We start from the raw sequence: 22,564 nt of genomic DNA on the forward strand, positions 1-22,564 counted from the left end.
TGGCATGCCCGGTGGCGCTGCGCTTACCGGGCCGACAAGACCATAGGCCGGGTCAGGCGAAGCCGCCACCCGGCGCTGTTCAGGAAAAACACCTTCATGTCATCATCCCGTCCGGTGTTCCGCTCGCGCTGGCTGCCGTATTTACTGGTTGCCCCGCAGTTGGTTATCACCGTTATTTTCTTTATCTGGCCTGCGGGCGAAGCGCTGTGGTATTCGCTGCAAAGCGTCGATCCGTTTGGTTTTTCCAGCCAATTTGTCGGGCTGGAGAATTTCGTCGCGCTTTTTCACGACAGTTATTATCTCGACGCCTTCTGGACGACGATTAAATTCAGCGCGCTGGTCACGTTTAGCGGCCTGCTGGTCTCGCTGTTTTTTGCCGCCCTGGTGGATTACGTGGTCCGCGGCAGCCGTTTTTATCAGACGCTGATGTTGCTGCCTTATGCTGTCGCGCCCGCCGTCGCCGCCGTATTGTGGATTTTCCTGTTTAACCCGGGGCGGGGATTAATCACCCATTTCCTCGGCGAATTCGGCTATGACTGGAACCACGCGCAAAACAGCGGTCAGGCGATGTTCCTGGTGGTATTTGCATCAGTCTGGAAGCAGATTAGTTACAACTTTTTATTCTTCTTTGCCGCGCTGCAATCCATTCCCCGCTCGCTGGTGGAAGCGGCGGCCATTGACGGCGCCGGGCCGATTCGTCGTTTCTTCCGGCTTTCTTTGCCGCTTATCGCGCCGGTCAGTTTCTTCCTGTTGGTGGTCAACCTGGTGTATGCCTTTTTCGACACCTTCCCGGTGATCGACGCCGCGACCGCTGGCGGGCCGGTACAGGCCACCACGACGCTGATTTATAAGATCTATCGCGAAGGATTTACCGGCCTGGATCTCTCGGCGTCCGCCGCGCAGTCGGTGGTGTTGATGTTCCTCGTCATCATTCTGACGGTGGTGCAGTTCCGCTATGTGGAAAGTAAGGTGCGTTACCAATGATAGAGAATCGTCGCGGGCTGACAATATTCAGCCATACCATGCTGATTCTGGGGATCGCGGTCATTTTGTTTCCGCTGTATGTCGCGTTTGTCGCGGCGACGCTGGACGACCGCGCGGTGTTTGAGACGCCGATGACGCTGCTTCCCGGCACGCAGTTACTGGAGAATATCAAAACTATTTGGGTCAACGGCGTCGGTGTTAATAGCGCGCCGTTCTGGCTGATGATGCTTAACAGTTTCATTATGGCGTTCAGCATTACGGTAGGCAAAATCACGGTGTCTATGCTTTCCGCATTCACCATCGTCTGGTTTCGTTTTCCCCTGCGTAACCTGTTCTTCTGGATGATTTTTATCACCCTGATGCTGCCGGTTGAAGTGCGTATCTTTCCGACGGTGGAAGTTATCGCCAACCTGAAAATGCTCGACAGCTATGCCGGTCTGACGCTACCGCTGATGGCGTCCGCCACCGCCACCTTTCTGTTTCGTCAGTTCTTCATGACGCTTCCGGATGAACTGGTGGAGGCGGCCCGTATTGACGGCGCGTCGCCGATGCGCTTTTTCCGCGACATCGTGTTGCCGCTGTCGAAAACCAACCTGGCGGCGTTATTCGTCATCACCTTTATCTACGGCTGGAACCAGTATCTGTGGCCGCTGTTGATTATCACCGACGTGAATCTTGGCACTGCCGTAGCGGGTATCAAAGGGATGATCGCCACTGGCGAAGGCACCACGCAATGGAACCAGGTGATGGCCGCGATGCTGCTGACTCTGATTCCCCCGGTCGTAATTGTGTTAGCCATGCAACGGGCGTTTGTGCGTGGTTTAGTGGACAGTGAGAAGTAGGTTGTATCCCTTGATTATTCGTGACGTCGACGCTGAGCCGAAATCGCGTAATCAAGGCGGAGGATGATGGACATAGTGGGCCTATGTCCAAATCCGACAACGCAGAGTACGCGATTTCGGCACGCGTCCCACAGGGCTGGGGCTATTTTTGCCCAGTGCCGTGTTACTCGCGTCTAATTTGGGCCCACCAAACTTCGTCGCTCGTGCCTTGCCCTGGGCAAAAATAGCCGCCAGCGACGTTCATGAATAATCAGGGGATGCAACCTCTATGGCTGGTTTAAAACTACAGGCAGTAACCAAAAGCTGGGACGGCAAAACCCAGGTAATTCAACCGCTGACGCTGGATGTCGCGGATGGCGAATTTATCGTGATGGTCGGGCCGTCCGGCTGCGGCAAATCAACGTTGTTGCGGATGGTGGCCGGTCTGGAACGCGTGACCAGCGGCGATATCTGGATTGATCGCAAACGGGTCACCGAGATGGAGCCCAAAGATCGCGGCATCGCGATGGTATTTCAGAACTATGCTCTCTATCCCCATATGAGCGTAGAGGAGAACATGGCGTGGGGACTAAAAATTCGCGGTATGAGCAAAGCGCATATTGAAGAACGCGTGCGGGAGGCGGCGCGCATTCTGGAGCTGGACGGCCTGCTTAAACGCCGTCCACGCGAGCTTTCCGGCGGTCAACGGCAGCGCGTGGCAATGGGGCGCGCGATCGTCCGCGAGCCGGCAGTCTTTTTATTCGACGAACCGCTCTCTAACCTCGACGCCAAGCTGCGCGTGCAGATGCGTCTGGAGTTACAACATCTGCATCGTCGCCTTCGTACCACCTCGCTCTATGTTACTCACGATCAGGTAGAGGCGATGACGCTGGCCCAGCGGGTGATGGTGATGAATAAAGGCGTCGCAGAACAGATTGGCACGCCGGTAGAGGTGTATGAAAAACCAGCCAGTCGCTTCGTGGCGAGCTTTATCGGCAGCCCGGCGATGAATCTGTTGGACGGCGTTATCAGCGCTTCCGGCGACCGTTTCGAATTGCCTGGCGGTCTGGCGTTGCCGATAGGTGCGGACTATCGGGGTCATGCCGGACGTAACATGACGCTGGGTATCCGCCCGGAGCATATTGCGTTAAGCTCGCAGGCGGAAGGCGGCGTGCCGCTAACGGTAGACACGCTGGAGATTCTGGGCGCGGATAATCTGGCGCATGGGCGCTGGGGCGATCAGAAACTGGTGGTGCGGTTGGCGCATCAGCAGCGCCCGGCGGCGGGCAGTACGCTATGGCTGCATCTGCCGGAACATCAGCGGCATCTTTTTGATGGCGAAACAGGACAACGTGTATGAGTAACTGGCCTTATCCCCACATTGTCGCCCATCGCGGCGGCGGTAAACTGGCGCCGGAAAACACTCTGGCGGCGATTGACGTGGGCGCGCGATACGGGCACACCATGATTGAGTTTGATGCCAGGCTGTCGAAAGACGGCGAAATTTTCCTGCTGCACGACGATAACCTGGAGCGCACCAGCAACGGTTGGGGTGTGGCGGGCGAGTTGAACTGGCAGGATTTATTGCGTGTGGACGCTGGCGGTTGGTTTAGCGGCGAATTTAAAGGCGAGCCGCTACCGTTGCTCTCGCAGGTGGCGGAGCGCTGCCGTAAACACGGCATGATGGCGAATATTGAGATCAAACCGACAACGGGGAGCGGAAGGCTAACAGGACGCGTCGTGGCGTTGGCCGCCCGCGAACTGTGGGCCGGGATGACGCCGCCGCTGCTTTCTTCCTTTGAGATAGAGGCGCTGGAAGCGGCGCAGGCAGCGGCGCCCGAGCTGCCGCGCGGGTTACTGCTGGATAAATGGCGTGCAGACTGGCGTGAACTGACGACCCGTCTGGGCTGTGTTTCCCTCCATCTCAACCATAAATTACTCGATGAGACGCGAGTGCAAGAGATTAAGGCCGCGGGTCTGCGGATTCTGGTGTATACCGTCAATCAGCCCCAGCGGGCGGCAGAGCTACTGCGCTGGGGCGTGGATTGTATCTGCACCGATCGTATTGATGACATCGGCCCTCACTTTCAGTTTTAAGGGCTGATGGTTTTCAGCGGGATGTCAGGCTGCGGCGTCCCGCTGTCCTGCTGCAACATTGGCTGGGAATGATTTAGCATCCGGTCCGGATTTCCGCTGCCGCTGAGCATTCCGCCCTGCGTATTGGGCAGCGTTTGCTGACCGAGCATACCGTTGCCCGGCTGTCCCTGCTGAACCCGCTGCGTATTGGCATTCAACTGCGACTGTAGATTTTGCTGCTGGCTGCGCGCCTGCGTTTGCATCTGTTGTTTCAACATACCCTGCTGCTGAATCTGCTGCGTTTGCATCTGCGTCTGCATACGCTGCTGGCTTGGGATCTGATAACCTGGCTGATGAGGATTATTCATAGTGTTAATTGGCTGGGCCAATACCGCAAATGGTAACAAAGCCGTAATAAGTAGTAAGCGTTTCATTGTCGTCTCCTCCCGATGAGGCCTCTTTTTAAGTGTACCTCTATTTCGCCATGATGATGATTTTTTAAGCGTTGTGGACCAGGATTAAACGGGACATACACCCCTTTATCTGGAGAAAAACAACGATGAAACCAACGTTTATGCGCTGGGTGGCGATCGCCGCTCTGCTGGCCGGGGGGACGTTTAGCGCGGTGGCCAATCCTCCCGTCGCGCCGCCAGTCTCCTATGGTGTTGAAGAAGATGTCTTTCATCCTGTTCGGGCTACGCAAGGGATGGTGGCGTCCGTGGATGTAATGGCGACACAGGTTGGCGTGGATATCTTAAAGCAGGGCGGTAATGCCGTGGATGCCGCCGTAGCCGTGGGCTATGCGCTGGCGGTCACGCATCCGCAAGCCGGGAATTTGGGCGGCGGGGGATTTATGCTGTTGCGCACTAAAGATGGCGCTACTACGGCGATCGATTTTCGTGAAATGGCGCCTGCTGGCGCTACGCGCGATATGTTCCTTGATGAACAGGGCAACCCGGACAGTAAAAAATCGCTGACGTCGCCTCTCGCATCCGGTACGCCTGGCACCGTCGCGGGACTCTCGTTGGCGCTGGAAAAGTACGGCTCCCTGCCGCTCAACAGCGTGGTGCGTCCGGCCATTAAACTGGCGCAAGAGGGATTTATTGTTAACGATGCGCTGGCTGACGATCTCAAAACCTACGGCAGTGAAGTGCTCCCTCATCATGAGAACAGTAAAGCAATTTTCTGGAAAGACGGCGAGCCGCTAAAGAAGGGAGACAAACTGGTACAACAGGACCTGGCGAACAGTCTGACAATGATTGCGGAAAATGGTCCGGATGCCTTCTATAAAGGCGATATTGCCCGCCAGATAGCCCAGCAGATGCAGCAAAACGGCGGACTGATTACCACAGACGACCTGGCGGCCTATCAGGCGGTAGAACGAACGCCTGTTAGCGGCGAGTATCGTGGGTATCAGATTTTCTCTATGCCGCCGCCGTCTTCCGGTGGAATTCATATCGTCCAGATCCTGAATATCCTCGAAAATTTCGATATGAATAAATATGGATTCGGCAGCGCGGACGCTATACAAATAATGGCGGAGGCAGAGAAATATGCCTATGCCGACCGTTCGGAATATTTAGGCGATCCGGATTTTGTTAACGTACCGTGGCAGGCGTTAACCAGCAAAACGTATGCAAAATCTATTGCTGGACAGATAGATATTAATAAAGCAAAACCGTCGAGTGAAATTCGCCCTGGCAAACTGGCCCCGTATGAAAGCGATCAGACGACGCATTTCTCAGTGGTGGATAAAGACGGCAATGCTGTGGCGGTGACCTATACCCTGAATACCACCTTCGGCACAGGAATTGTGGCGGGAAATACCGGTATTCTGCTGAATAATCAAATGGATGATTTTTCCGCTAAACCTGGTGTACCCAATGTTTATGGCCTGGTGGGCGGTGAGGCGAATGCGGTCGGACCGAAAAAACGTCCGCTGTCGTCGATGTCGCCCACTATCGTCGTTAAAGATGGCAAAACCTGGCTGGTGACCGGCAGTCCTGGCGGTAGCCGTATTATTACTACCGTACTGCAAATGGTGGTCAATACTATTGATTTTGGCATGAATGTCGCGGAAGCGACCAACGCGCCGCGTTTCCATCATCAATGGTTGCCGGATGAACTGCGGGTAGAAAAAGGCTTCAGCCCCGATACGCTGAAGTTGCTGGAACAGAAAGGGCAGAAAGTCGCGCTGAAAGAAGCGATGGGAAGCACCCAAAGTATAATGGTTGGACCGGATGGCGAACTGTACGGTGCGTCCGACCCGCGTTCGGTGGATGATTTAACGGCGGGATATTAAGGGAATGACCCGGCGTATGCCGCCGGGTCTGAAACAATTCAGGCGGTAAGCAGGCGCGCCGGATTATCGATACACAGTTTACGTAATGTGGCGCCGTCAATGCCCCGCTCGGCCAGATAGGCCAGGAAAACATTGGGCACAAAGCCCCAGCCGTTACCGCCATTTTTTGCCCACATCTGTTTCAGGAACACATCGTGACTGAGCACGAGCTGGTCGGCGTAACCAAGCTCAATAAGATGGGCGACGGCATCCGCGGTCTCCTGTACGCCAGGCGCAACGCCCTCGTTGGGGAAGGTGATATCGAGCCCAATCATATCGAACTCCAGCCACACGCCCCGATCCAACAGGCTCCGCTGATAGGACACGTCCTTACCGGAAGGATCGGAATGGGCAAGAGACACTTTGCCAGGGGCGACTTTCATCTCATCAAGGACAATCGCCAGCACCTCCTCGCCTCGTCTGAGCCAACCCGGCATATGAATATTCATCGCCACCTGCGGGCTATTGTTTTGCGCCAGCGACGCCGCGCGCAGGCTATTACGCTCTGCGTCGGTAAAGGCTGGCGAGACGCCGATTTCGCCAATCATTCCGGCACGGATATCGGTATCGCCAATTCCCTGATTCAGTTCTTTGTCGATGCGCGCCGCCAGTTTATCAATCGGTTGGTGAATGCGGCTACTTTCGAATTTTTCCAGATAAGGCCCGGATGAGGCCACAATGTTAAGGCCAGTTTGCAGCGCCACGTCCCGCAGCGCTTGCGCATCGCGTCCGATAGATTCGGAACCCGTGGCGTCAACAATCGTCCTGCCGCCCAGCGCCATAAAATTGTTCACTTCAAAAATCACATCTTGAATAGGCTTTTTATCCATATTATCGGCGCAACAGTAGGGGTCATGTTTAAGTCCCCACTGTAATTCCGCGCTCACTTTTTTGCCGACTAATTGTTCTGAGAAGGCATAACAGGGTTTATCCACGACGGAAGAGAGATCGTTAAACAGATGCTCATGCGGGAGCGTAAGTCCCATGTCGGCCTGCGCAATCGGGCCTGTTACGGTTTGCAGATAACCTTTCATCCTGAGACCTCCATCTTATTGACGGCTTTCAATGCTCTGTATTCCGGAATGGTGGTGACAATCGCACCGACCAAAGCAAACAGAGTGCCGATAATGGTGACTAAATAAACGGTATTACCTAATGAAGGAATTAATTTATCAATCAATACAGACCCCAGTAACTGACCCGCCGTGGACGCGACGCCTAACATTAACAGCCCCAGACCCCGGACCAGGATCGCCATCAGGCCGATGGACATCAGCCCCAGCGGGCCGCCGAGATACATCCACCAGACGTCCGGCAACTGGACGCTGACATGCCCTGACGCGACGCGAATCGCCAGCGCTGCGCCAAGCACGCAAAAGCCGACAATAAAATTCCAGGTAATGGAGACAAGCATTGAGCCGGTGGCTTCCGCCACTTTGGCGTTACCAGCGGGCTGCCAGCCTGCCAGCAGCCCCGCCAGAAATGGCAGGATGGCCAGCAAAATAAAAGAGGTTGAGTGCCACTGCGGAGAGACGACAAATATCGTGGCGATAACGGCAAAAAGCGCGCCGGTGATACGCCAGGGCGTAAAAAACTTTTTCTCATCCACGCCGATACCAAAGCGATCGCAAAGCAGACCGGAGAGCAACAAGGCCGAAATTAATGCGGTCTGAAAGGTGGCTACGCCAAGCGCGCTGGCGGAAGCGCCTTCGGAAAATACCACCATTGCGCCGCACAGACCAGCAAACCAGTTCCACAGAGGTACTTTTTTATTTTTAATCAGCGAAGGGATCGCGGCAAATTGCTGGCGCGTCTCCTTGCGGGCCATAATAATAAAAAACATCACCACCAGACCGCTGGCAAAAGAGATGACTGCACACGCATTGCCATCCTGTAACCAGTGTCCAAGCTGACCGTTAACCGCTGATTGCATAGGCGAAAGCATACCCGCGAGAATAGTGGCAATCATCAGCAAGGGAGTTGAGTACTTATTTTTTTTCATACATCAATCCTTTTATTTAGCAAAGGAGTAACCCGCGTTACTCCCGTATTGTTATCGTTTGGCGATAAATTTAAGCGTGTTGACCCACAGGTCGGTGTAAAACGGCCATGCCATAAATTGCTGTGTTCCCCAGTGCGGCGCGCAGTCGCTCATAAAGCAAGCGGTTTTCCCGTGGTGATATTCGCCGAAGACCAGTAAGGGGTCGTTATTGATGGTTAACACCACGGCGGTATTTTCTTTCGCGACAGCCTGGTTATATCCCAGAAAAGGAGGATAATCAGAAAAGCCTTTAATAACCGGGTGTTCAGGGTTTTCAACCTGAGCATAGACGCCCTCCGGTTTTTCAACGCGATCGTCGCCATCAGGCATCACTACCGGTAGTACCTCGGCCAGCGTCGTATTTTTATAATTTGCTTTTGCTTCAATTCCCATAAAGGAAAGGTAGCCGCCAATCATCAATAATCCGCCGCCGTTACGAACATACTCTTTGATTAACTCAAGGGCATTTGGTTTTATTCTTAGCTGATAGAAAGTGTCGTTTTGTAATAAAAAAGTGTTACTGCCGATGTCGCTGATCACGATAACGTCATAACGATTTAAATCGTCCACGCTTTCTGGAAAAGCGATTTGTACCGTATGTGCGGGCATATAGTCGACAGAAACACCTCCTTTTTTTAAACACGCCAGTAGCCAGGTGGCTCCTTCTTCATATTTACTTGAGGTAAAGCTGTCATATCCTTTTGAATGGATCATATGGATATGCCAGGATTCTCCAATAAAGAGCACCTTTAACGTTGTGTTGGCATTATTCATTATTTACTCCTTTTAATGGCTAGAGATAGATTGCTGATATGATGTGCTCTGAATACGGTGAATGACGGATTCATGTTCCGGCATATCAGAGGCGTTAGCGGTCTCTACTGCCAGGGAGGCAAAGGCGCTGGCGTAGCACAGCGCAGACTCCAGCGGTTTGCCTTTGGCGAGGCCTGAAGCGAGCGCGCCGTTAAACGCATCGCCTGCGCCCGCGGTATTTTTGACTACCGCCGGGAACGCTGGGGAATAGATAAATTTTCTCCCGTCATAGGCCAACGAACCTTTGCTGCCTAAAGTGATAATGGTGGTTTTTACACCTTTCTGGTGGATAATTTTTGCCGCCTCTCTGGCGGAGGCAATATCTGTAACCTCAATCCCTGCCAGGAGTCCGGCCTCTGTTTCGTTGGGCGTAATGTAATCAATATTTTCAATAATAGAATTAACCCCGTCGTTATACGGCGCTGGATTAATAATTACCGGGATACTGTTTTTTTGCGCCAGAGCGATGGCCTGGCGCAATGCGCTATAATTAGTTTCAAGCTGCAGAAGAACAATATTAGCGTTAATAATCGCTTCTTGTTGGATCACGACCTCATCTGGTGTAATAGTCATATTGGCGCCAGGATAGATAGCGATAACGTTATCTCCGGTGTCCTCATTAACCAGGATCGTTGCAGTACCGGTTTGCGTTCCCTGAGTCTGGTAAATAATGCTTTTATGTATTTTTGAGGCGTTCATAAAATTGATAGCATATTCGCTAAAATGATCCGCACCGACTTTAGTAATAAAATGTACGTCTGAGTCTGCGTAGCTTGCCGCCAACGCCTGGTTGCAGCCTTTTCCGCCGGGAGAAAAAATAAATTTATTGGCAAGCAGCGACTCGCCGACCGCGGGAAGCCTGGGCAAATAGCTGATTATGTCGACATTAAATGATCCAATTACACATACATGACTTTTCATATCGGAGCGACCCTTTTTTATGCCCTGTGTTTTTTCGTAATGTTCAAGTGCGTAAGCAATTTCGTTTTTCGCTACGTTATCCAGCGAATCGAGAGTTATAAACGCGCCGCCATGACAGCGGGTCAGGTAACCGAGTCTGGCCAATTCATTAAGATCTGAACGAATTGTCTCTTTTGTGACGTTCAGACTTTTCGCCAGAACAGAGACTTTTACGATCCCGGACGTGCCAATTTTTTTCAATATTTCATGGTGGCGTTCAAATTTCATGGTTCACCTCACCTGAGTTACGTTAATATCAGGGGAAGTATATTGTTGTGATAATCACCATAAAGTGACGGGCAAAAGCAAAAAAAAGCAAAAAGGAAGGATGAAATTAGCTGTTGGCAAAATGCCAATAAAAATAGTGTGAGCAAGCTTCAGAAAAAATATAAAGATTCAGGATACAATCTGATAAAAAGTATGGATATTAATTTGGCCCCCAATAATGGGGGCCAAATTAATTATTTAATCCGCGCCATAAAATAGGCGTCAACGTATTCACCGTTGCGCAGACCGTATTTTTTGCCGGTGCCTTCAATTTCAAAACCAAACTTTTTGTAAAGCGCTACCGCAGGGGCATTATCGACAAATACAGTTAATTCAATACGTTCGACGCGCAGCCAGTTATCACACATATCGATCATGGCGCGGAGCAGCGCGCTGGCGACGCCACGATTTTGCCATTGCGCATCAACGCATATCCCAAAATCGGCAACGTGGCTGCGGCGTGGTCGCTGAATAACGTCAATGCTAAGGTGGCCAACGACGCTATTATCAATGCAGGCGACCAGCTGCTTAACGCCCGGCCGCTCGGCCAGCCGCTCTTGCCACATATGGCCGGAAGGGTAGGGAACCTGTAGGGTGTTGTGATATACCTCCGGCTGGGCATGAATATGACGGATAGCGTCGTAATCTTTCGGTTCAGCGTGGCGTATCACGATATCATTCATTACGGGTTCCTCAACGGATTAATAACCCTTTCAACATCACTGACTTTCAAAAGGACGTCAACGCCTTTTTTTTACAAAAAAAGCTAGACAAGTGCGAATGAGAATGATTATTATTGATTTGCGTTCAGGGGGACCTTGACGGAAAACCTGAAAGCACGACATTGCTCACATTGCTTCCAGTATTACTTTAGCCAGCCGGGTGCTGGCTTTTTTTTTGGCTGGGTTTTGGGCTAGTTTGCTTGCCAGCTTAATCCCGGGCTGTGCTCGTAATCCTCACGTACTCTGTGTACGCTCCGGTTGCTGCGCGCAGGCCGTGAATAATCTGCCTGCGCCACTGACGCCCGATCTTTTGGCTGTATAACGCGCCGGGCCTGATAAGACTCCGCCGCCATCCGGCAAAGAATCCAACATTCAGTCTCAAGCAGCTTTGCGCTATGGTGTAGGTAATCACCTTTAAAAAAGGATCTGGCTATGACTTTACATTGCGCATTCATTGGTTTTGGTAAAAGCACCACCCGCTACCATCTTCCCTATGTTCTCAACCGTAAAGAGAGCTGGCATGTGGCGCACATCTTCCGCCGTCATGCGAAACCGGAAGAGCAGGCGCCTGCCTGGTCACATATCCATTTCACCAGCGATCTTGACGATGTGCTGAACGATCCGCAGGTGAAACTGGTGATCGTTTGCACCCACGCCGATAGCCACTTTGAATATGCAAAACGGGCGCTGGAAGCCGGTAAAAACGTGCTGGTGGAAAAACCCTTTACGCCGACGATGGTTGAAGCAAAGGTCTTGTTTGAACTGGCGCAAAGCAAAGGATTAATTGTGACGCCCTATCAGAACCGTCGCTTTGACTCTTGCTTCCTGACAGCTAAAAAAGTGATTGAGAGCGGGAAACTGGGCAAGATTGTCGAAATTGAAAGCCATTTCGATTATTACCGCCCGGTAGCGGAAACCAGGCCGGGACTGCCGCAGGATGGCGCCTTCTACGGTCTTGGCGTGCACACGATGGATCAAATTATTTCGTTGTTTGGCCGTCCGGATCATGTCGCGTATGACATTCGTAGCCTGCGTAATAAAGCGAATCCGGATGATACCTTCGAAGCGCAGTTATTTTACGGCGATCTGAAGGCGATCGTTAAAACCAGCCATTTGGTGAAAATTGACTACCCGAAATTTATCGTACACGGGACCAAAGGCTCGTTTGTGAAGTATGGTATCGATCAGCAAGAAACCAGCCTGAAAGCGAACATTATGCCAGGCGAACCGGGTTTTGCGGTAGACGAATCTGTCGGTGTGCTGGAGTATGTCAGCGACGAAGGCGTAACCGTAAAAGAAGAGGTGAAACCGGAAACAGGTGACTATGGTCGCGTTTATGATGCCTTGTATGAGACGCTCACTACCGGCGCGCCAAATTACGTCAGGGAATCTGAGGTTCTCACCAATCTGGAGCTTCTGGAACGGGCATTTGAACAGGCTTCTCCCGCCACCATAACCCTTGCAAAATAAGTGTTATCGGCTCCTTTGAACTTATTCATATTTTTTGAACAGAGGAGTCAATTTTCACCCCCTATCATCATTGAAGGATTAGGTTCACACTCAATCCATCAACACGAATTGGGGTGAACACAATGATCTACTTACGCAAAGCAAGCGACCGCGGTCATGCGAATCATGGCTGGCTTGACTCCTGGCATACCTTTTCTTTTGCCGATTATTACGATCCGAACTTTATGGGGTTCTCGGCGCTGCGTGTGATTAACGATGATGTGATTGACGCGGGCCAGGGGTTCGGCACTCACCCGCATAAAGACATGGAAATTTTGACCTATGTACTGGAAGGCGCCGTAGAACACCAGGACAGTATGGGCAATAAAGAACAGGTTCCGGCAGGCGAATTCCAGATTATGAGCGCCGGGACCGGCGTTCGCCACTCCGAGTACAACCCAAGCAAAACGGATCGTCTGCGGCTGTATCAGATCTGGATTATTCCGCAAGAAACAGGCATCACGCCGCGCTACGAACAGCGCCGCTTCGACGCCGCGCAGGGCAAGCAACTGGTGCTTTCACCAGATGCTCGCGACGGTTCGCTGAAGGTCCACCAGGATATGGCGCTGTATCGCTGGGCGATGGTGAAAGAGGAGCAGTCGGTGCATCAGATTGCCGCTGAGCGCCGCGTCTGGATACAGGTGGTAAAAGGTAACGTGACCATTAACGGCACCAAAGCGACGACCAGCGACGGCCTGGCGATTTGGGATGAGCAGGCAATCTCGATTCATGCCGACAGCGACAGCGAAGTGCTGCTGTTTGATCTGCCGCCGGTATAAAATACACGTCATCCTTCAGGCCGCATCTGTGTTGGCTTTCCTTACTCCCCCCGGTCACGTACTTTATGTACGCTCCCGGGGATTAATGAGGGACATCCTTGTCCCTCACCAGAGGCAACCTTCGGTTGTTCAAATTCGTTCCTGACGAATTTGTCACTGCGTCGCCGCCTTGATGCAACTCGAATGATTTTGTGTATTTCTCACAATAATGAACTCCTTTTTTCTCTGCGAAGGTTCACGCATGTCCGTGGTAAACTGGAAGAATCTATCCCTTTTATACCTTTCAGGACGATGAAAAAGAAAAGACCCGTACTTCAGGATGTGGCCGACCGTGTCGGCGTGACCAAAATGACGGTCAGCCGTTTTTTGCGTAATCCGGAGCAGGTCTCCGTCGCGCTGCGGGGTAAAATTGCGGCTGCGCTTGATGAGCTCGGGTACATTCCTAATCGCGCGCCAGACATTCTTTCCAACGCCACCAGCCGCGCCATTGGCGTTCTGCTGCCGTCTTTAACCAACCAGGTCTTTGCGGAAGTTTTACGCGGTATTGAAAGCGTCACCGATGCCCACGGGTATCAGACTATGCTGGCGCACTACGGCTATAAACCGGAGATGGAACAGGAGCGCCTGGAATCAATGCTCTCCTGGAATATCGACGGCCTTATCCTTACTGAGCGTACCCATACGCCGCGCACCTTAAAAATGATCGAAGTAGCCGGGATTCCGGTGGTTGAACTGATGGACAGCCAGTCGCCGTGTCTTGATATCGCCGTTGGTTTTGACAACTTTGACGCCGCCCGCCAGATGACCGCCGCGATTATCGCACGCGGCCATCGCCATATCGCCTATCTGGGGGCGCGCCTCGACGAACGTACTATCATCAAGCAGAAGGGCTATGAGCAGGCGATGCTGGACGCAGGCCTGGTTCCCTACAGTGTGATGATGGAGCAATCTTCATCCTACTCTTCCGGTATCGAACTCATGCGCCAGGCGCGACGCGAATATCCGCAGCTTGACGGTATTTTTTGCACCAACGATGACCTGGCGGTGGGCGCGGCCTTCGAATGCCAGCGCCTGGGACTAAAAATCCCGGACGATATGGCGATCGCCGGGTTCCACGGTCATGATATCGGCCAGGTGATGGAACCGCGTCTGGCAAGTGTCCTGACGCCGCGCGAGCGAATGGGCAGCATTGGGGCAGAACGTCTGTTGGCCCGCATTCGCGGCGAAACGGTCACGCCGAAAATGTTAGATTTAGGTTTCACCTTGTCACCGGGCGGATCTATTTAGTCTGACAACTTTGAAGTAGCTCACACTTATTCACTTTTGGCACGAATGGTCATTGCGTCGCGAATGGTGCGGCTGGACAATGTTACCGATAACAGTTACCCGTAACAAATTTTGCAACTTGTAGAGTGGGGGCCCGCTTTGAGCACGACTAATCATGATCACCACGTTTACGTTCTGATGGGCGTATCAGGCAGCGGTAAATCCGCTGTCGCAAGCGCCGTGGCGCATCAGCTTCATGCCGCGTTTCTGGACGGCGATTTTCTGCATCCGCGCTGCAATATTGAAAAAATGGCTTCCGGCGAGCCGTTGAATGATGATGACCGCAAACCGTGGTTGCAGGCGCTGAACGACGCCGCTTTCGCGATGCAGCGTACCAATAAAATCTCGCTGATCGTCTGTTCCGCGCTGAAAAAACACTATCGCGACCTACTGCGCGAGGGAAACCCGAATCTCTCCTTTATCTATCTGAAAGGCGATTTCGACGTCATTGAAAGCCGTCTGAAAGCGCGTAAAGGCCATTTCTTCAAAACCCAGATGCTGGTGACGCAGTTTGAAACGCTGCAAGAGCCGGGTGCCGACGAACGCGATGTTCTGGTGGTGGATATCGACCAGCCGCTGGAAGGCGTCGTGGCGAGCACCATTGAGGCCATCAATAAAGGCAGTACGCTGTGAGTACATTAACACTGGTTTTAACCGCCGTCGGTTCTGTCTTACTGCTGCTGTTTCTGGTGATGAAAGCGCGTATGCACGCCTTCGTCGCATTGATGGTCGTCTCGATGGGCGCGGGGCTTTTTTCTGGTATGCCGCTTGATAAAATCGCCGCGACCATGGAAAAAGGGATGGGAGGTACGCTGGGCTTCCTGGCGATTGTGGTCGCGCTGGGGGCGATGTTCGGTAAAATCCTGCATGAAACCGGCGCGGTCGATCAGATTGCCGTTAGAATGCTTAAATCTTTTGGCCATAACCGCGCACACTATGCTATTGGCCTTGCCGGGCTGATTTGCGCGCTCCCGCTGTTCTTCGAAGTCGCGATCGTGCTGCTGATTAGCGTCGCGTTCTCAATGGCGCGTCATACCGGCACCAACCTCGTGAAGCTGGTCATTCCGCTATTTGCGGGGGTGGCGGCGGCGGCGGCGTTTTTGTTGCCTGGCCCCGCGCCGATGCTACTGGCTTCCCAGATGCATGCTGATTTCGGCTGGATGATTCTGATTGGTCTGTGCGCGGCGATCCCCGGCATGATTATCGCCGGGCCGCTGTGGGGGAATTTCATCAGCCGTTATGTTGAGCTGCGTATTCCTGACGACATTACCGAGCCGCATCTGGGAGAAGGCAAAATGCCTTCTTTCGGCTTCAGCCTGTCGCTCATCCTGCTACCGCTGGTGCTGGTGGGGCTGAAAACGATCGCCGCGCGTTTTGTGCCGGAAGGTTCCACCGCTTACGAATGGTTTGAGTTTATCGGTCACCCCTTTACCGCCATCCTGGTCGCATGTCTGGTGGCGATTTACGGCCTGGCGATGCGTCAGGGGATGCCGAAAGATAAAGTGATGGAAATCTGTGGTCACGCGCTGCAACCGGCGGGCATTATCCTGCTGGTCATTGGCGCAGGCGGAGTGTTCAAACAGGTGCTGGTCGATTCCGGCGTCGGCCCGGCGCTGGGCGAAGCGTTAACCGGTATGGGACTGCCGATTGCCATTACCTGCTTTGTGCTGGCGGCGGCGGTGCGCATCATTCAGGGTTCCGCGACCGTGGCGTGTTTAACCGCGGTCGGTCTGGTGATGCCGGTCATTGAGCAACTGAATTTCTCCGGTGCGCAGATGGCGGCGCTCTCTATCTGTATCGCTGGTGGTTCAATTGTGGTTTCTCATGTTAACGATGCCGGTTTCTGGTTGTTCGGTAAATTTACCGGCGCGACCGAAGCGCAGACGTTAAAAACCTGGACAATGATGGAAACTATCCTCGGCACGACAGGCGCGATTATCGGGATGATTGCGTTTCAGTTGCTGAGTTGAGTTTCACGTTACATATTGCTGCGAGCTTGTTCGCAGCAATCATTTTCTGTTTTTAAACCTCCCTGCAGTACACACATAAAAATAAGTAGATTTCCACGCTGATCCATAATCAGGATCAATAAAGTAGCGGCGGAAATGATTCCATTCCTAACGCAAATTCCCGGATAATCGCCACTGGACTTTCTGCTTGCGCGGTAAGGCAGGATAAGTCGCATTACTGATGGCTTCGCTATCATTGATTAATTTCACTTGCGACTTTGGCTGCTTTTTGTATGGTGAAGGATGCGCCACAGGATACTGGCGCGCATACACAGCACATCTCTTTGCAGGAAAAAAACGCTATGAAAAATGTTGGTTTTATCGGCTGGCGCGGAATGGTCGGCTCTGTTCTCATGCAACGCATGGTAGAGGAGCGCGATTTCGACGCTATTCGCCCTGTTTTCTTTTCTACCTCCCAGTTCGGACAGGCGGCGCCAACCTTCGGCGACACCGCTACCGGTACGCTACAGGACGCTTTTGATCTGGATGCGCTAAAAGCGCTCGATATTATCGTGACCTGCCAGGGCGGCGATTATACCAACGAAATTTATCCAAAGCTGCGCGAAAGCGGATGGCAAGGTTACTGGATTGACGCGGCTTCTACGCTGCGCATGAAAGACGATGCCATTATTATTCTCGACCCGGTCAACCAGGATGTGATTACCGACGGCCTGAATAATGGCGTTAAGACCTTTGTGGGCGGTAACTGTACCGTTAGCCTGATGTTGATGTCGCTGGGCGGTCTCTTTGCCCATAATCTCGTTGACTGGGTATCTGTCGCGACCTATCAGGCCGCCTCCGGCGGCGGCGCGCGCCATATGCGCGAGTTGTTAACCCAAATGGGTCAGTTGTATGGTCATGTCGCCGATGAACTGGCGACGCCCTCTTCCGCAATTCTTGATATTGAACGCAAAGTTACGGCATTGACCCGCAGCGGCGAGCTGCCGGTTGATAACTTTGGCGTACCGCTGGCGGGAAGCCTGATCCCCTGGATCGATAAACAGCTCGATAACGGCCAGAGCCGCGAAGAGTGGAAAGGCCAGGCGGAAACTAACAAGATTCTCAATACCGCATCTGTGATCCCGGTTGATGGTTTGTGCGTGCGCGTCGGCGCGCTGCGCTGTCACAGCCAGGCGTTCACCATTAAGCTGAAAAAAGAGGTATCCATTCCGACGGTAGAAGAACTGCTGGCGGCACATAATCCGTGGGCGAAAGTGGTGCCGAACGATCGTGATATCACTATGCGTGAATTAACCCCGGCGGCGGTGACCGGCACGTTGACTACGCCCGTTGGTCGCCTGCGTAAGCTGAACATGGGGCCGGAGTTCTTGTCGGCCTTTACCGTAGGCGACCAGTTGTTATGGGGCGCCGCGGAGCCGCTGCGTCGAATGCTGCGTCAGTTGGCGTAGCGGTAGCTGCCCGATGGCGCCGCGCTTATCCGGCCTACGTGCGGTTCTGTAGGCTGGATAAGGTGTAGTCGGCAATCAGAGATCTGATTGATATGTAGGGTGCATCGTCACCCTTTTTTTGCGTAATACAGGAGTAAACGCGGATGTTTCATTTTTTATCAGGAGTTAAAGAGAGCATTGGCTATTCTTTAAGGGTAGCTTAATCCTACGGGTATTAAGCCTAACCTGAAGGTAGGACGACGCAGATAGGATGCACAGTGTGCTGCGCCGTTCAGGTCAAAGAAGTGTCACTACCTGATGTTGAATTCAGTTAGATGGAGTGACGCCACAAAACAGGATGACAAACCATGTCCAGTCGTATCGATAGAGACGTGATTAATGCGCTAATTGCAGGACATTTTGCGGACCCTTTTTCCGTACTCGGAATGCACCAGACCCAAGCCGGACTGGAAGTCCGCGCCCTATTACCTGACGCCACCGACGTATGGGTGATTGAACCCAAAACCGGACGTAAAGTCGGCAAACTGGAATGCCTCGACGCTCGCGGTTTTTTCTGCGGCGTTTTACCCCGACGTAAAAATTTCTTTCGCTATCAGCTCGCCGTAGTCTGGCACGGACAGCAGAACCTCATCGACGATCCTTACCGTTTTGGTCCATTAATACAGGAAATGGATGCCTGGCTATTGTCGGAAGGCACCCACCTGCGTCCTTATGAAACGCTGGGCGCGCACGCCGATACGATGGACGGCGTCACCGGCACCCGTTTTTCCGTTTGGGCGCCTAATGCTCGTCGCGTTTCGGTTGTAGGGCAATTCAACTATTGGGATGGGCGTCGCCACCCGATGCGTCTGCGCAAAGAGAGCGGTATTTGGGAGCTGTTTATCCCCGGCGCGCATAATGGACAACTGTATAAATTCGAGCTGCTTGATGCGAACGGTAATCTGCGCATTAAAGCCGATCCCTATGCTTTTGAGGCGCAGATGCGTCCGGAAACGGCGTCGATGATCTGCGGACTGCCGGAGAAAGTGACGCAAAGCGAAGAACGACAAAAAGCCAATCAGTTTGACGCGCCGATTTCGATTTATGAGGTGCATTTAGGTTCATGGCGTCGCCATACGGATAACAACTTCTGGCTGAGCTATCGTGAGCTGGCGGATCAGCTTGTGCCTTACGCCAAATGGATGGGTTTTACGCACCTGGAACTTTTGCCGGTCAACGAACATCCGTTCGACGGCAGTTGGGGCTACCAGCCGACCGGTCTCTACGCGCCGACCCGCCGTTTTGGTACGAGAGACGACTTCCGCTATTTCATCAATGCGGCCCATGCGGCGGGGCTCAACGTCATTCTCGACTGGGTGCCGGGCCATTTTCCGTCCGATGAATTTAGCCTCGCGGAGTTTGACGGGACCCACCTCTATGAGCATAGCGATCCGCGCGAGGGGTATCACCAGGACTGGAATACGCTGATCTACAACTATGGTCGTCGTGAAGTCAGTAATTATCTGGTGGGCAACGCCCTGTACTGGATGGAGCGTTTTGGGATTGATGCGCTGCGTGTCGATGCGGTGGCCTCTATGATCTACCGCGACTACAGCCGCAAAGAGGGCGAGTGGATACCGAACGAGTTCGGCGGTCGTGAAAACCTGGAAGCCATTGAGTTTCTGCGTAATACCAACCGCATTATTGGCGAGCAGGTGCCCGGCGCGGTCAGCATGGCGGAAGAGTCGACAGACTTCTCTGGCGTGACGCGTCCGCCGGAAACGGGCGGCCTGGGGTTTTGGTACAAGTGGAATCTGGGCTGGATGCACGACACGCTGGACTATATGAAACTGGACCCGGTGCACCGTCAGTATCATCACGACAAGCTGACCTTTGGTATGTTGTACAACCATACCGAAAACTTTGTTCTGCCGCTGTCGCACGATGAGGTGGTTCACGGTAAAAAATCCATTCTCGATCGCATGCCGGGCGATGCGTGGCAGAAGTTTGCCAACCTGCGCGCCTATTATGGCTGGATGTGGGCCTTCCCCGGAAAGAAACTGCTGTTTATGGGTAATGAGTTTGCCCAGGGACGCGAGTGGAACCATGACGCCAGCCTCGACTGGCACCTGCTGGAGGGGGGCGATAACTGGCACCACGGGGTTCAGCGTTTGGTGCGCGATCTCAACCACACCTATCGCCACCATAAAGCGCTGCATGAGCTGGATTTTGATGCTTACGGCTTTGAGTGGCTGGTGGTCGATGACAATGAACGCTCGGTACTGATTTTCGTGCGCCGCGATAAAGCCGGTAACGAAATCATCGTTGCCAGCAACTTCACGCCTGTTCCCCGTCACGACTACCGCTTTGGCATCAACCAGCCGGGACGCTGGCGTGAAATTCTCAATACCGACTCGATGCATTATCACGGTAGCAACACCGGCAATGGCGGCATGGTGCACAGCGATGAGATCGAAAGCCATGGTCGTCAGTACTCTCTTAGCCTGACGTTACCGCCGTTGGCGACGATCTGGCTGATGCAGGAGGGGGAATGACGCAGCTTGCGATCGGCGAAGCAACGCCGCATGGCGCAGCGTATGACGGTCATGGCGTGAATTTCACGCTCTTTTCCGCCCATGCGGAGCGTGTGGAGCTGTGCGTCTTTAATTCCCGGGGGGATGAGCATCGCTACGACCTGCCAGGACGTAGCGGCGATGTCTGGCATGGTTATCTGGCAGGCGCCAGGCCAGGTTTGCGTTATGGCTATCGCGTACATGGCCCGTGGCAACCAGCGCAGGGGCATCGGTTTAATCCGGCGAAGTTACTGCTTGACCCTTATGCGCGCCGGGTCGAGGGCGAGCTAAAAGATCATCCGCTGTTGCACGGCGGACACGATGAACCGGACTACCGCGATAACGCGGCGATGGCGCCGAAAAGCGTGATAATCAGCGATCATTATGACTGGGAAGATGACGCTGCGCCACGTACGCCGTGGGGAAAAACGATCATCTATGAAGCTCATGTCAAAGGGCTTACCTACCTGCATCCGGAGCTCCCCCAGGAGATACGCGGCACCTATAAAGCGCTTGGTCATCCGGTCATGGTGGCGTACTTCAAACAGCTTGGCATTACGGCGCTGGAACTGTTGCCGGTGGCGCAGTTTGCCAGCGAGCCGCGCCTGCAACGCATGGGACTGACCAACTATTGGGGTTATAACCCGATGGCGATGTTTGCGCTGCATCCCGCCTGGGCCAGTTCGCCCGAGACGGCGCTGGACGAGTTTCGCGATGCGGTGAAAGCGCTGCATCGCGCCGGGATTGAGGTCATTCTGGACATCGTATTAAACCATAGCGCCGAACTGGACCTGGACGGTCCAACCTTCTCCCTGCGCGGAATTGATAACCGTAGCTATTATTGGATAAAGGACGATGGCGATTATCACAACTGGACGGGGTGCGGCAACACGCTCAATTTAAGCCATCCCTGCGTGGTGGAATACGCGTGCGAGTGTCTGCGCTATTGGGTAGAAACCTGCCATGTCGATGGTTTTCGTTTTGATTTGGCGTCCGTCATGGGGCGAACGCCGACGTTTCGCCAGGATGCGCCGCTGTTCGCCGCGATTAAAGCATGTCCTGTGTTATCAACGGTCAAGCTGATTGCTGAACCGTGGGATGTTGGCGAGGGAGGGTATCAGGTCGGAAATTTTCCGCCGCCGTTTGCCGAGTGGAACGACCATTTTCGCGATGCGGCCCGCCGATTCTGGTTGCCGCGTAACCTGGCGACCGGGGAATTTGCCTGTCGTTTCGCCGCTTCCAGCGATGTGTTTAAACGCAATGGCCGCAAGCCCGGCGCCTCTGTCAATCTGATCACTGCGCATGACGGTTTTACGCTACGGGACTGTGTCTGTTTCAATCAGAAACACAATGAGGCGAACGGTGAGGAAAATCGCGACGGCACCAACAACAATTACAGCGACAATCATGGTAAAGAAGGATTAGGCGGTCCGCTTGATTTAATTGAGCGGCGGCGCGACAGCATTCATGCCCTGCTGGCGACGCTACTGCTCTCTCAAGGAACGCCGATGCTGCTGGCAGGCGATGAACACGGCCATAGCCAGCACGGCAACAATAACGCCTACTGTCAGGATAATGCCTTAACCTGGCTGGACTGGCAGCAGGCAAACCGTGGGTTAACCATGTTTACCGCCGCGCTGATTCGTTTGCGCCAGCAGATACCGGCTTTAACCGGCGATAGCTGGTGGGAAGAAGACGATGGCAACGTGCGTTGGCTTAATAAAAACGCGCAACCCTTGAGTGCGGATGAGTGGCAAAACGGACCTAAGCTGATGCAAATTCTACTGTCGGACCGTTTTCTGATTGCGATAAATGCCACGCTTGAGGTGACAGATATTGTTTTACCCAAAGGGGAATGGCGCGCCGTTCCCCCATTCGCTGGAGAGGATAATCCGGTGATAACGGCTGTCTGGCAGGGACCTGCGCATGGACTGTGTGTGTTCCAGAGAGGATAA

Annotated in this window: 19 protein-coding genes and 1 pseudogene; 13 read left to right on the plus strand and 7 right to left on the minus strand. The window is 53.3% G+C overall.

The features are described from left to right. Positions 1-96: 96 nt before the first annotated feature. From ugpA to ugpQ, 4 genes are all read left to right on the plus strand, one after another. The gene (ugpA, locus tag AC3G3F_RS10560) at positions 97-984 is read left to right on the plus strand and encodes a sn-glycerol-3-phosphate ABC transporter permease UgpA (RefSeq protein WP_000099303.1); all 888 of its coding nucleotides are present in this window, start codon (positions 97-99) and stop codon (positions 982-984) included. Beyond that, positions 981-1,826, plus strand: a complete 846-nt coding sequence (ugpE, locus tag AC3G3F_RS10565; protein ID WP_488394949.1) for a sn-glycerol-3-phosphate ABC transporter permease UgpE — start codon at positions 981-983, stop codon at positions 1,824-1,826. Before ugpA ends, ugpE begins: the two co-directional genes overlap by 4 nt. Positions 1,827-2,094: 268 nt before the next feature. Further along, positions 2,095-3,165, plus strand: a complete 1,071-nt coding sequence (locus AC3G3F_RS10570; RefSeq protein ID WP_000907838.1) for a sn-glycerol-3-phosphate import ATP-binding protein UgpC — start codon at positions 2,095-2,097, stop codon at positions 3,163-3,165. Continuing rightward, positions 3,162-3,902, plus strand: a complete 741-nt coding sequence (gene ugpQ, locus AC3G3F_RS10575) for a glycerophosphodiester phosphodiesterase (RefSeq protein ID WP_085347565.1) — start codon at positions 3,162-3,164, stop codon at positions 3,900-3,902. The genes AC3G3F_RS10570 and ugpQ overlap by 4 nt, the downstream gene beginning before the upstream one ends. On the opposite strand, the gene AC3G3F_RS10580 is transcribed toward ugpQ, so the two are convergent. Beyond that, complete coding sequence (locus AC3G3F_RS10580; RefSeq protein ID WP_023247837.1) at positions 3,899-4,315, minus strand: DUF2756 family protein; 417 nt, start codon at positions 4,313-4,315, stop codon at positions 3,899-3,901. The genes ugpQ and AC3G3F_RS10580 overlap by 4 nt on opposite strands. A gap of 125 nt (positions 4,316-4,440) precedes the next feature. Here AC3G3F_RS10580 and ggt point away from each other — a divergent pair, with 125 nt between their 5' ends. Further along, a complete protein-coding gene (gene ggt / locus AC3G3F_RS10585; protein WP_053529877.1) occupies positions 4,441-6,183 on the plus strand; it encodes a gamma-glutamyltransferase in 1,743 nt (580 codons plus the stop codon). A 38-nt stretch (positions 6,184-6,221) separates the two neighbouring features. Here ggt and AC3G3F_RS10590 read toward each other — a convergent pair whose 3' ends face one another. The 5 genes from AC3G3F_RS10590 to yhhY form a co-directional block, all read right to left on the minus strand. Continuing rightward, the gene (locus tag AC3G3F_RS10590; protein ID WP_070803416.1) at positions 6,222-7,256 is read right to left on the minus strand and encodes a phosphotriesterase-related protein; all 1,035 of its coding nucleotides are present in this window, start codon (positions 7,254-7,256) and stop codon (positions 6,222-6,224) included. Further along, entirely contained in the window at positions 7,253-8,224 is a 972-nt protein-coding gene (locus AC3G3F_RS10595) for a DMT family transporter (RefSeq protein ID WP_488394952.1), read from the minus strand. Before AC3G3F_RS10595 ends, AC3G3F_RS10590 begins: the two co-directional genes overlap by 4 nt. 51 nt (positions 8,225-8,275) lie before the next feature. After that, complete coding sequence (locus tag AC3G3F_RS10600) at positions 8,276-9,037, minus strand: glutamine amidotransferase (protein ID WP_023247841.1); 762 nt, start codon at positions 9,035-9,037, stop codon at positions 8,276-8,278. A 12-nt stretch (positions 9,038-9,049) separates the two neighbouring features. After that, the gene (locus tag AC3G3F_RS10605; protein WP_053507980.1) at positions 9,050-10,264 is read right to left on the minus strand and encodes a PfkB family carbohydrate kinase; all 1,215 of its coding nucleotides are present in this window, start codon (positions 10,262-10,264) and stop codon (positions 9,050-9,052) included. 233 nt (positions 10,265-10,497) lie between these two features. Continuing rightward, entirely contained in the window at positions 10,498-10,986 is a 489-nt protein-coding gene (gene yhhY, locus AC3G3F_RS10610) for an N-acetyltransferase (protein WP_023247843.1), read from the minus strand. A gap of 471 nt (positions 10,987-11,457) precedes the next feature. On the opposite strand from yhhY, the gene AC3G3F_RS10615 reads away from it, so the two are divergent. From AC3G3F_RS10615 to gntU, 5 genes are all read left to right on the plus strand, one after another. Next, positions 11,458-12,495 carry an oxidoreductase gene (locus tag AC3G3F_RS10615; protein WP_053529880.1) on the plus strand — a complete coding sequence of 346 codons (1,038 nt, stop codon included), beginning with the start codon at positions 11,458-11,460 and terminating at the stop codon, positions 12,493-12,495. A 122-nt stretch (positions 12,496-12,617) separates the two neighbouring features. Further along, on the plus strand, positions 12,618-13,313 hold the full coding sequence (locus tag AC3G3F_RS10620; RefSeq protein ID WP_111763796.1) for a pirin family protein: 696 nt from the start codon (positions 12,618-12,620) through the stop codon (positions 13,311-13,313). 291 nt (positions 13,314-13,604) lie between these two features. After that, positions 13,605-14,600, plus strand: coding sequence for a gluconate operon transcriptional repressor GntR (gene gntR, locus AC3G3F_RS10625; protein WP_023247846.1), 996 nt, complete (start codon positions 13,605-13,607; stop codon positions 14,598-14,600). Positions 14,601-14,738: 138 nt separating this feature from the next. After that, the gene (gntK, locus tag AC3G3F_RS10630; RefSeq protein WP_023247847.1) at positions 14,739-15,272 is read left to right on the plus strand and encodes a gluconokinase; all 534 of its coding nucleotides are present in this window, start codon (positions 14,739-14,741) and stop codon (positions 15,270-15,272) included. Continuing rightward, positions 15,269-16,609, plus strand: a complete 1,341-nt coding sequence (gene gntU / locus AC3G3F_RS10635; protein WP_070789469.1) for a gluconate transporter — start codon at positions 15,269-15,271, stop codon at positions 16,607-16,609. The genes gntK and gntU overlap by 4 nt, the downstream gene beginning before the upstream one ends. A 62-nt stretch (positions 16,610-16,671) precedes the next feature. On the opposite strand, the pseudogene AC3G3F_RS10640 reads toward gntU, so the two are convergent. After that, positions 16,672-16,767, minus strand: a pseudogene (locus AC3G3F_RS10640) (MarC family protein); the annotation flags it as partial. Between the two features lie 183 nt (positions 16,768-16,950). Here AC3G3F_RS10640 and asd point away from each other — a divergent pair. The 3 genes from asd (at position 16,951) to glgX (ending at position 22,564) form a co-directional block, all read left to right on the plus strand. Next, entirely contained in the window at positions 16,951-18,057 is a 1,107-nt protein-coding gene (asd, locus tag AC3G3F_RS10645; protein WP_023247848.1) for an aspartate-semialdehyde dehydrogenase, read from the plus strand. A gap of 347 nt (positions 18,058-18,404) precedes the next feature. Next, positions 18,405-20,591, plus strand: coding sequence for a 1,4-alpha-glucan branching enzyme (gene glgB / locus AC3G3F_RS10650; protein WP_488394955.1), 2,187 nt, complete (start codon positions 18,405-18,407; stop codon positions 20,589-20,591). Next, entirely contained in the window at positions 20,588-22,564 is a 1,977-nt protein-coding gene (glgX, locus tag AC3G3F_RS10655; RefSeq protein WP_079813286.1) for a glycogen debranching protein GlgX, read from the plus strand. The genes glgB and glgX overlap by 4 nt, the downstream gene beginning before the upstream one ends.

The organism is Salmonella sp. FC25216, from assembly GCF_057751355.1.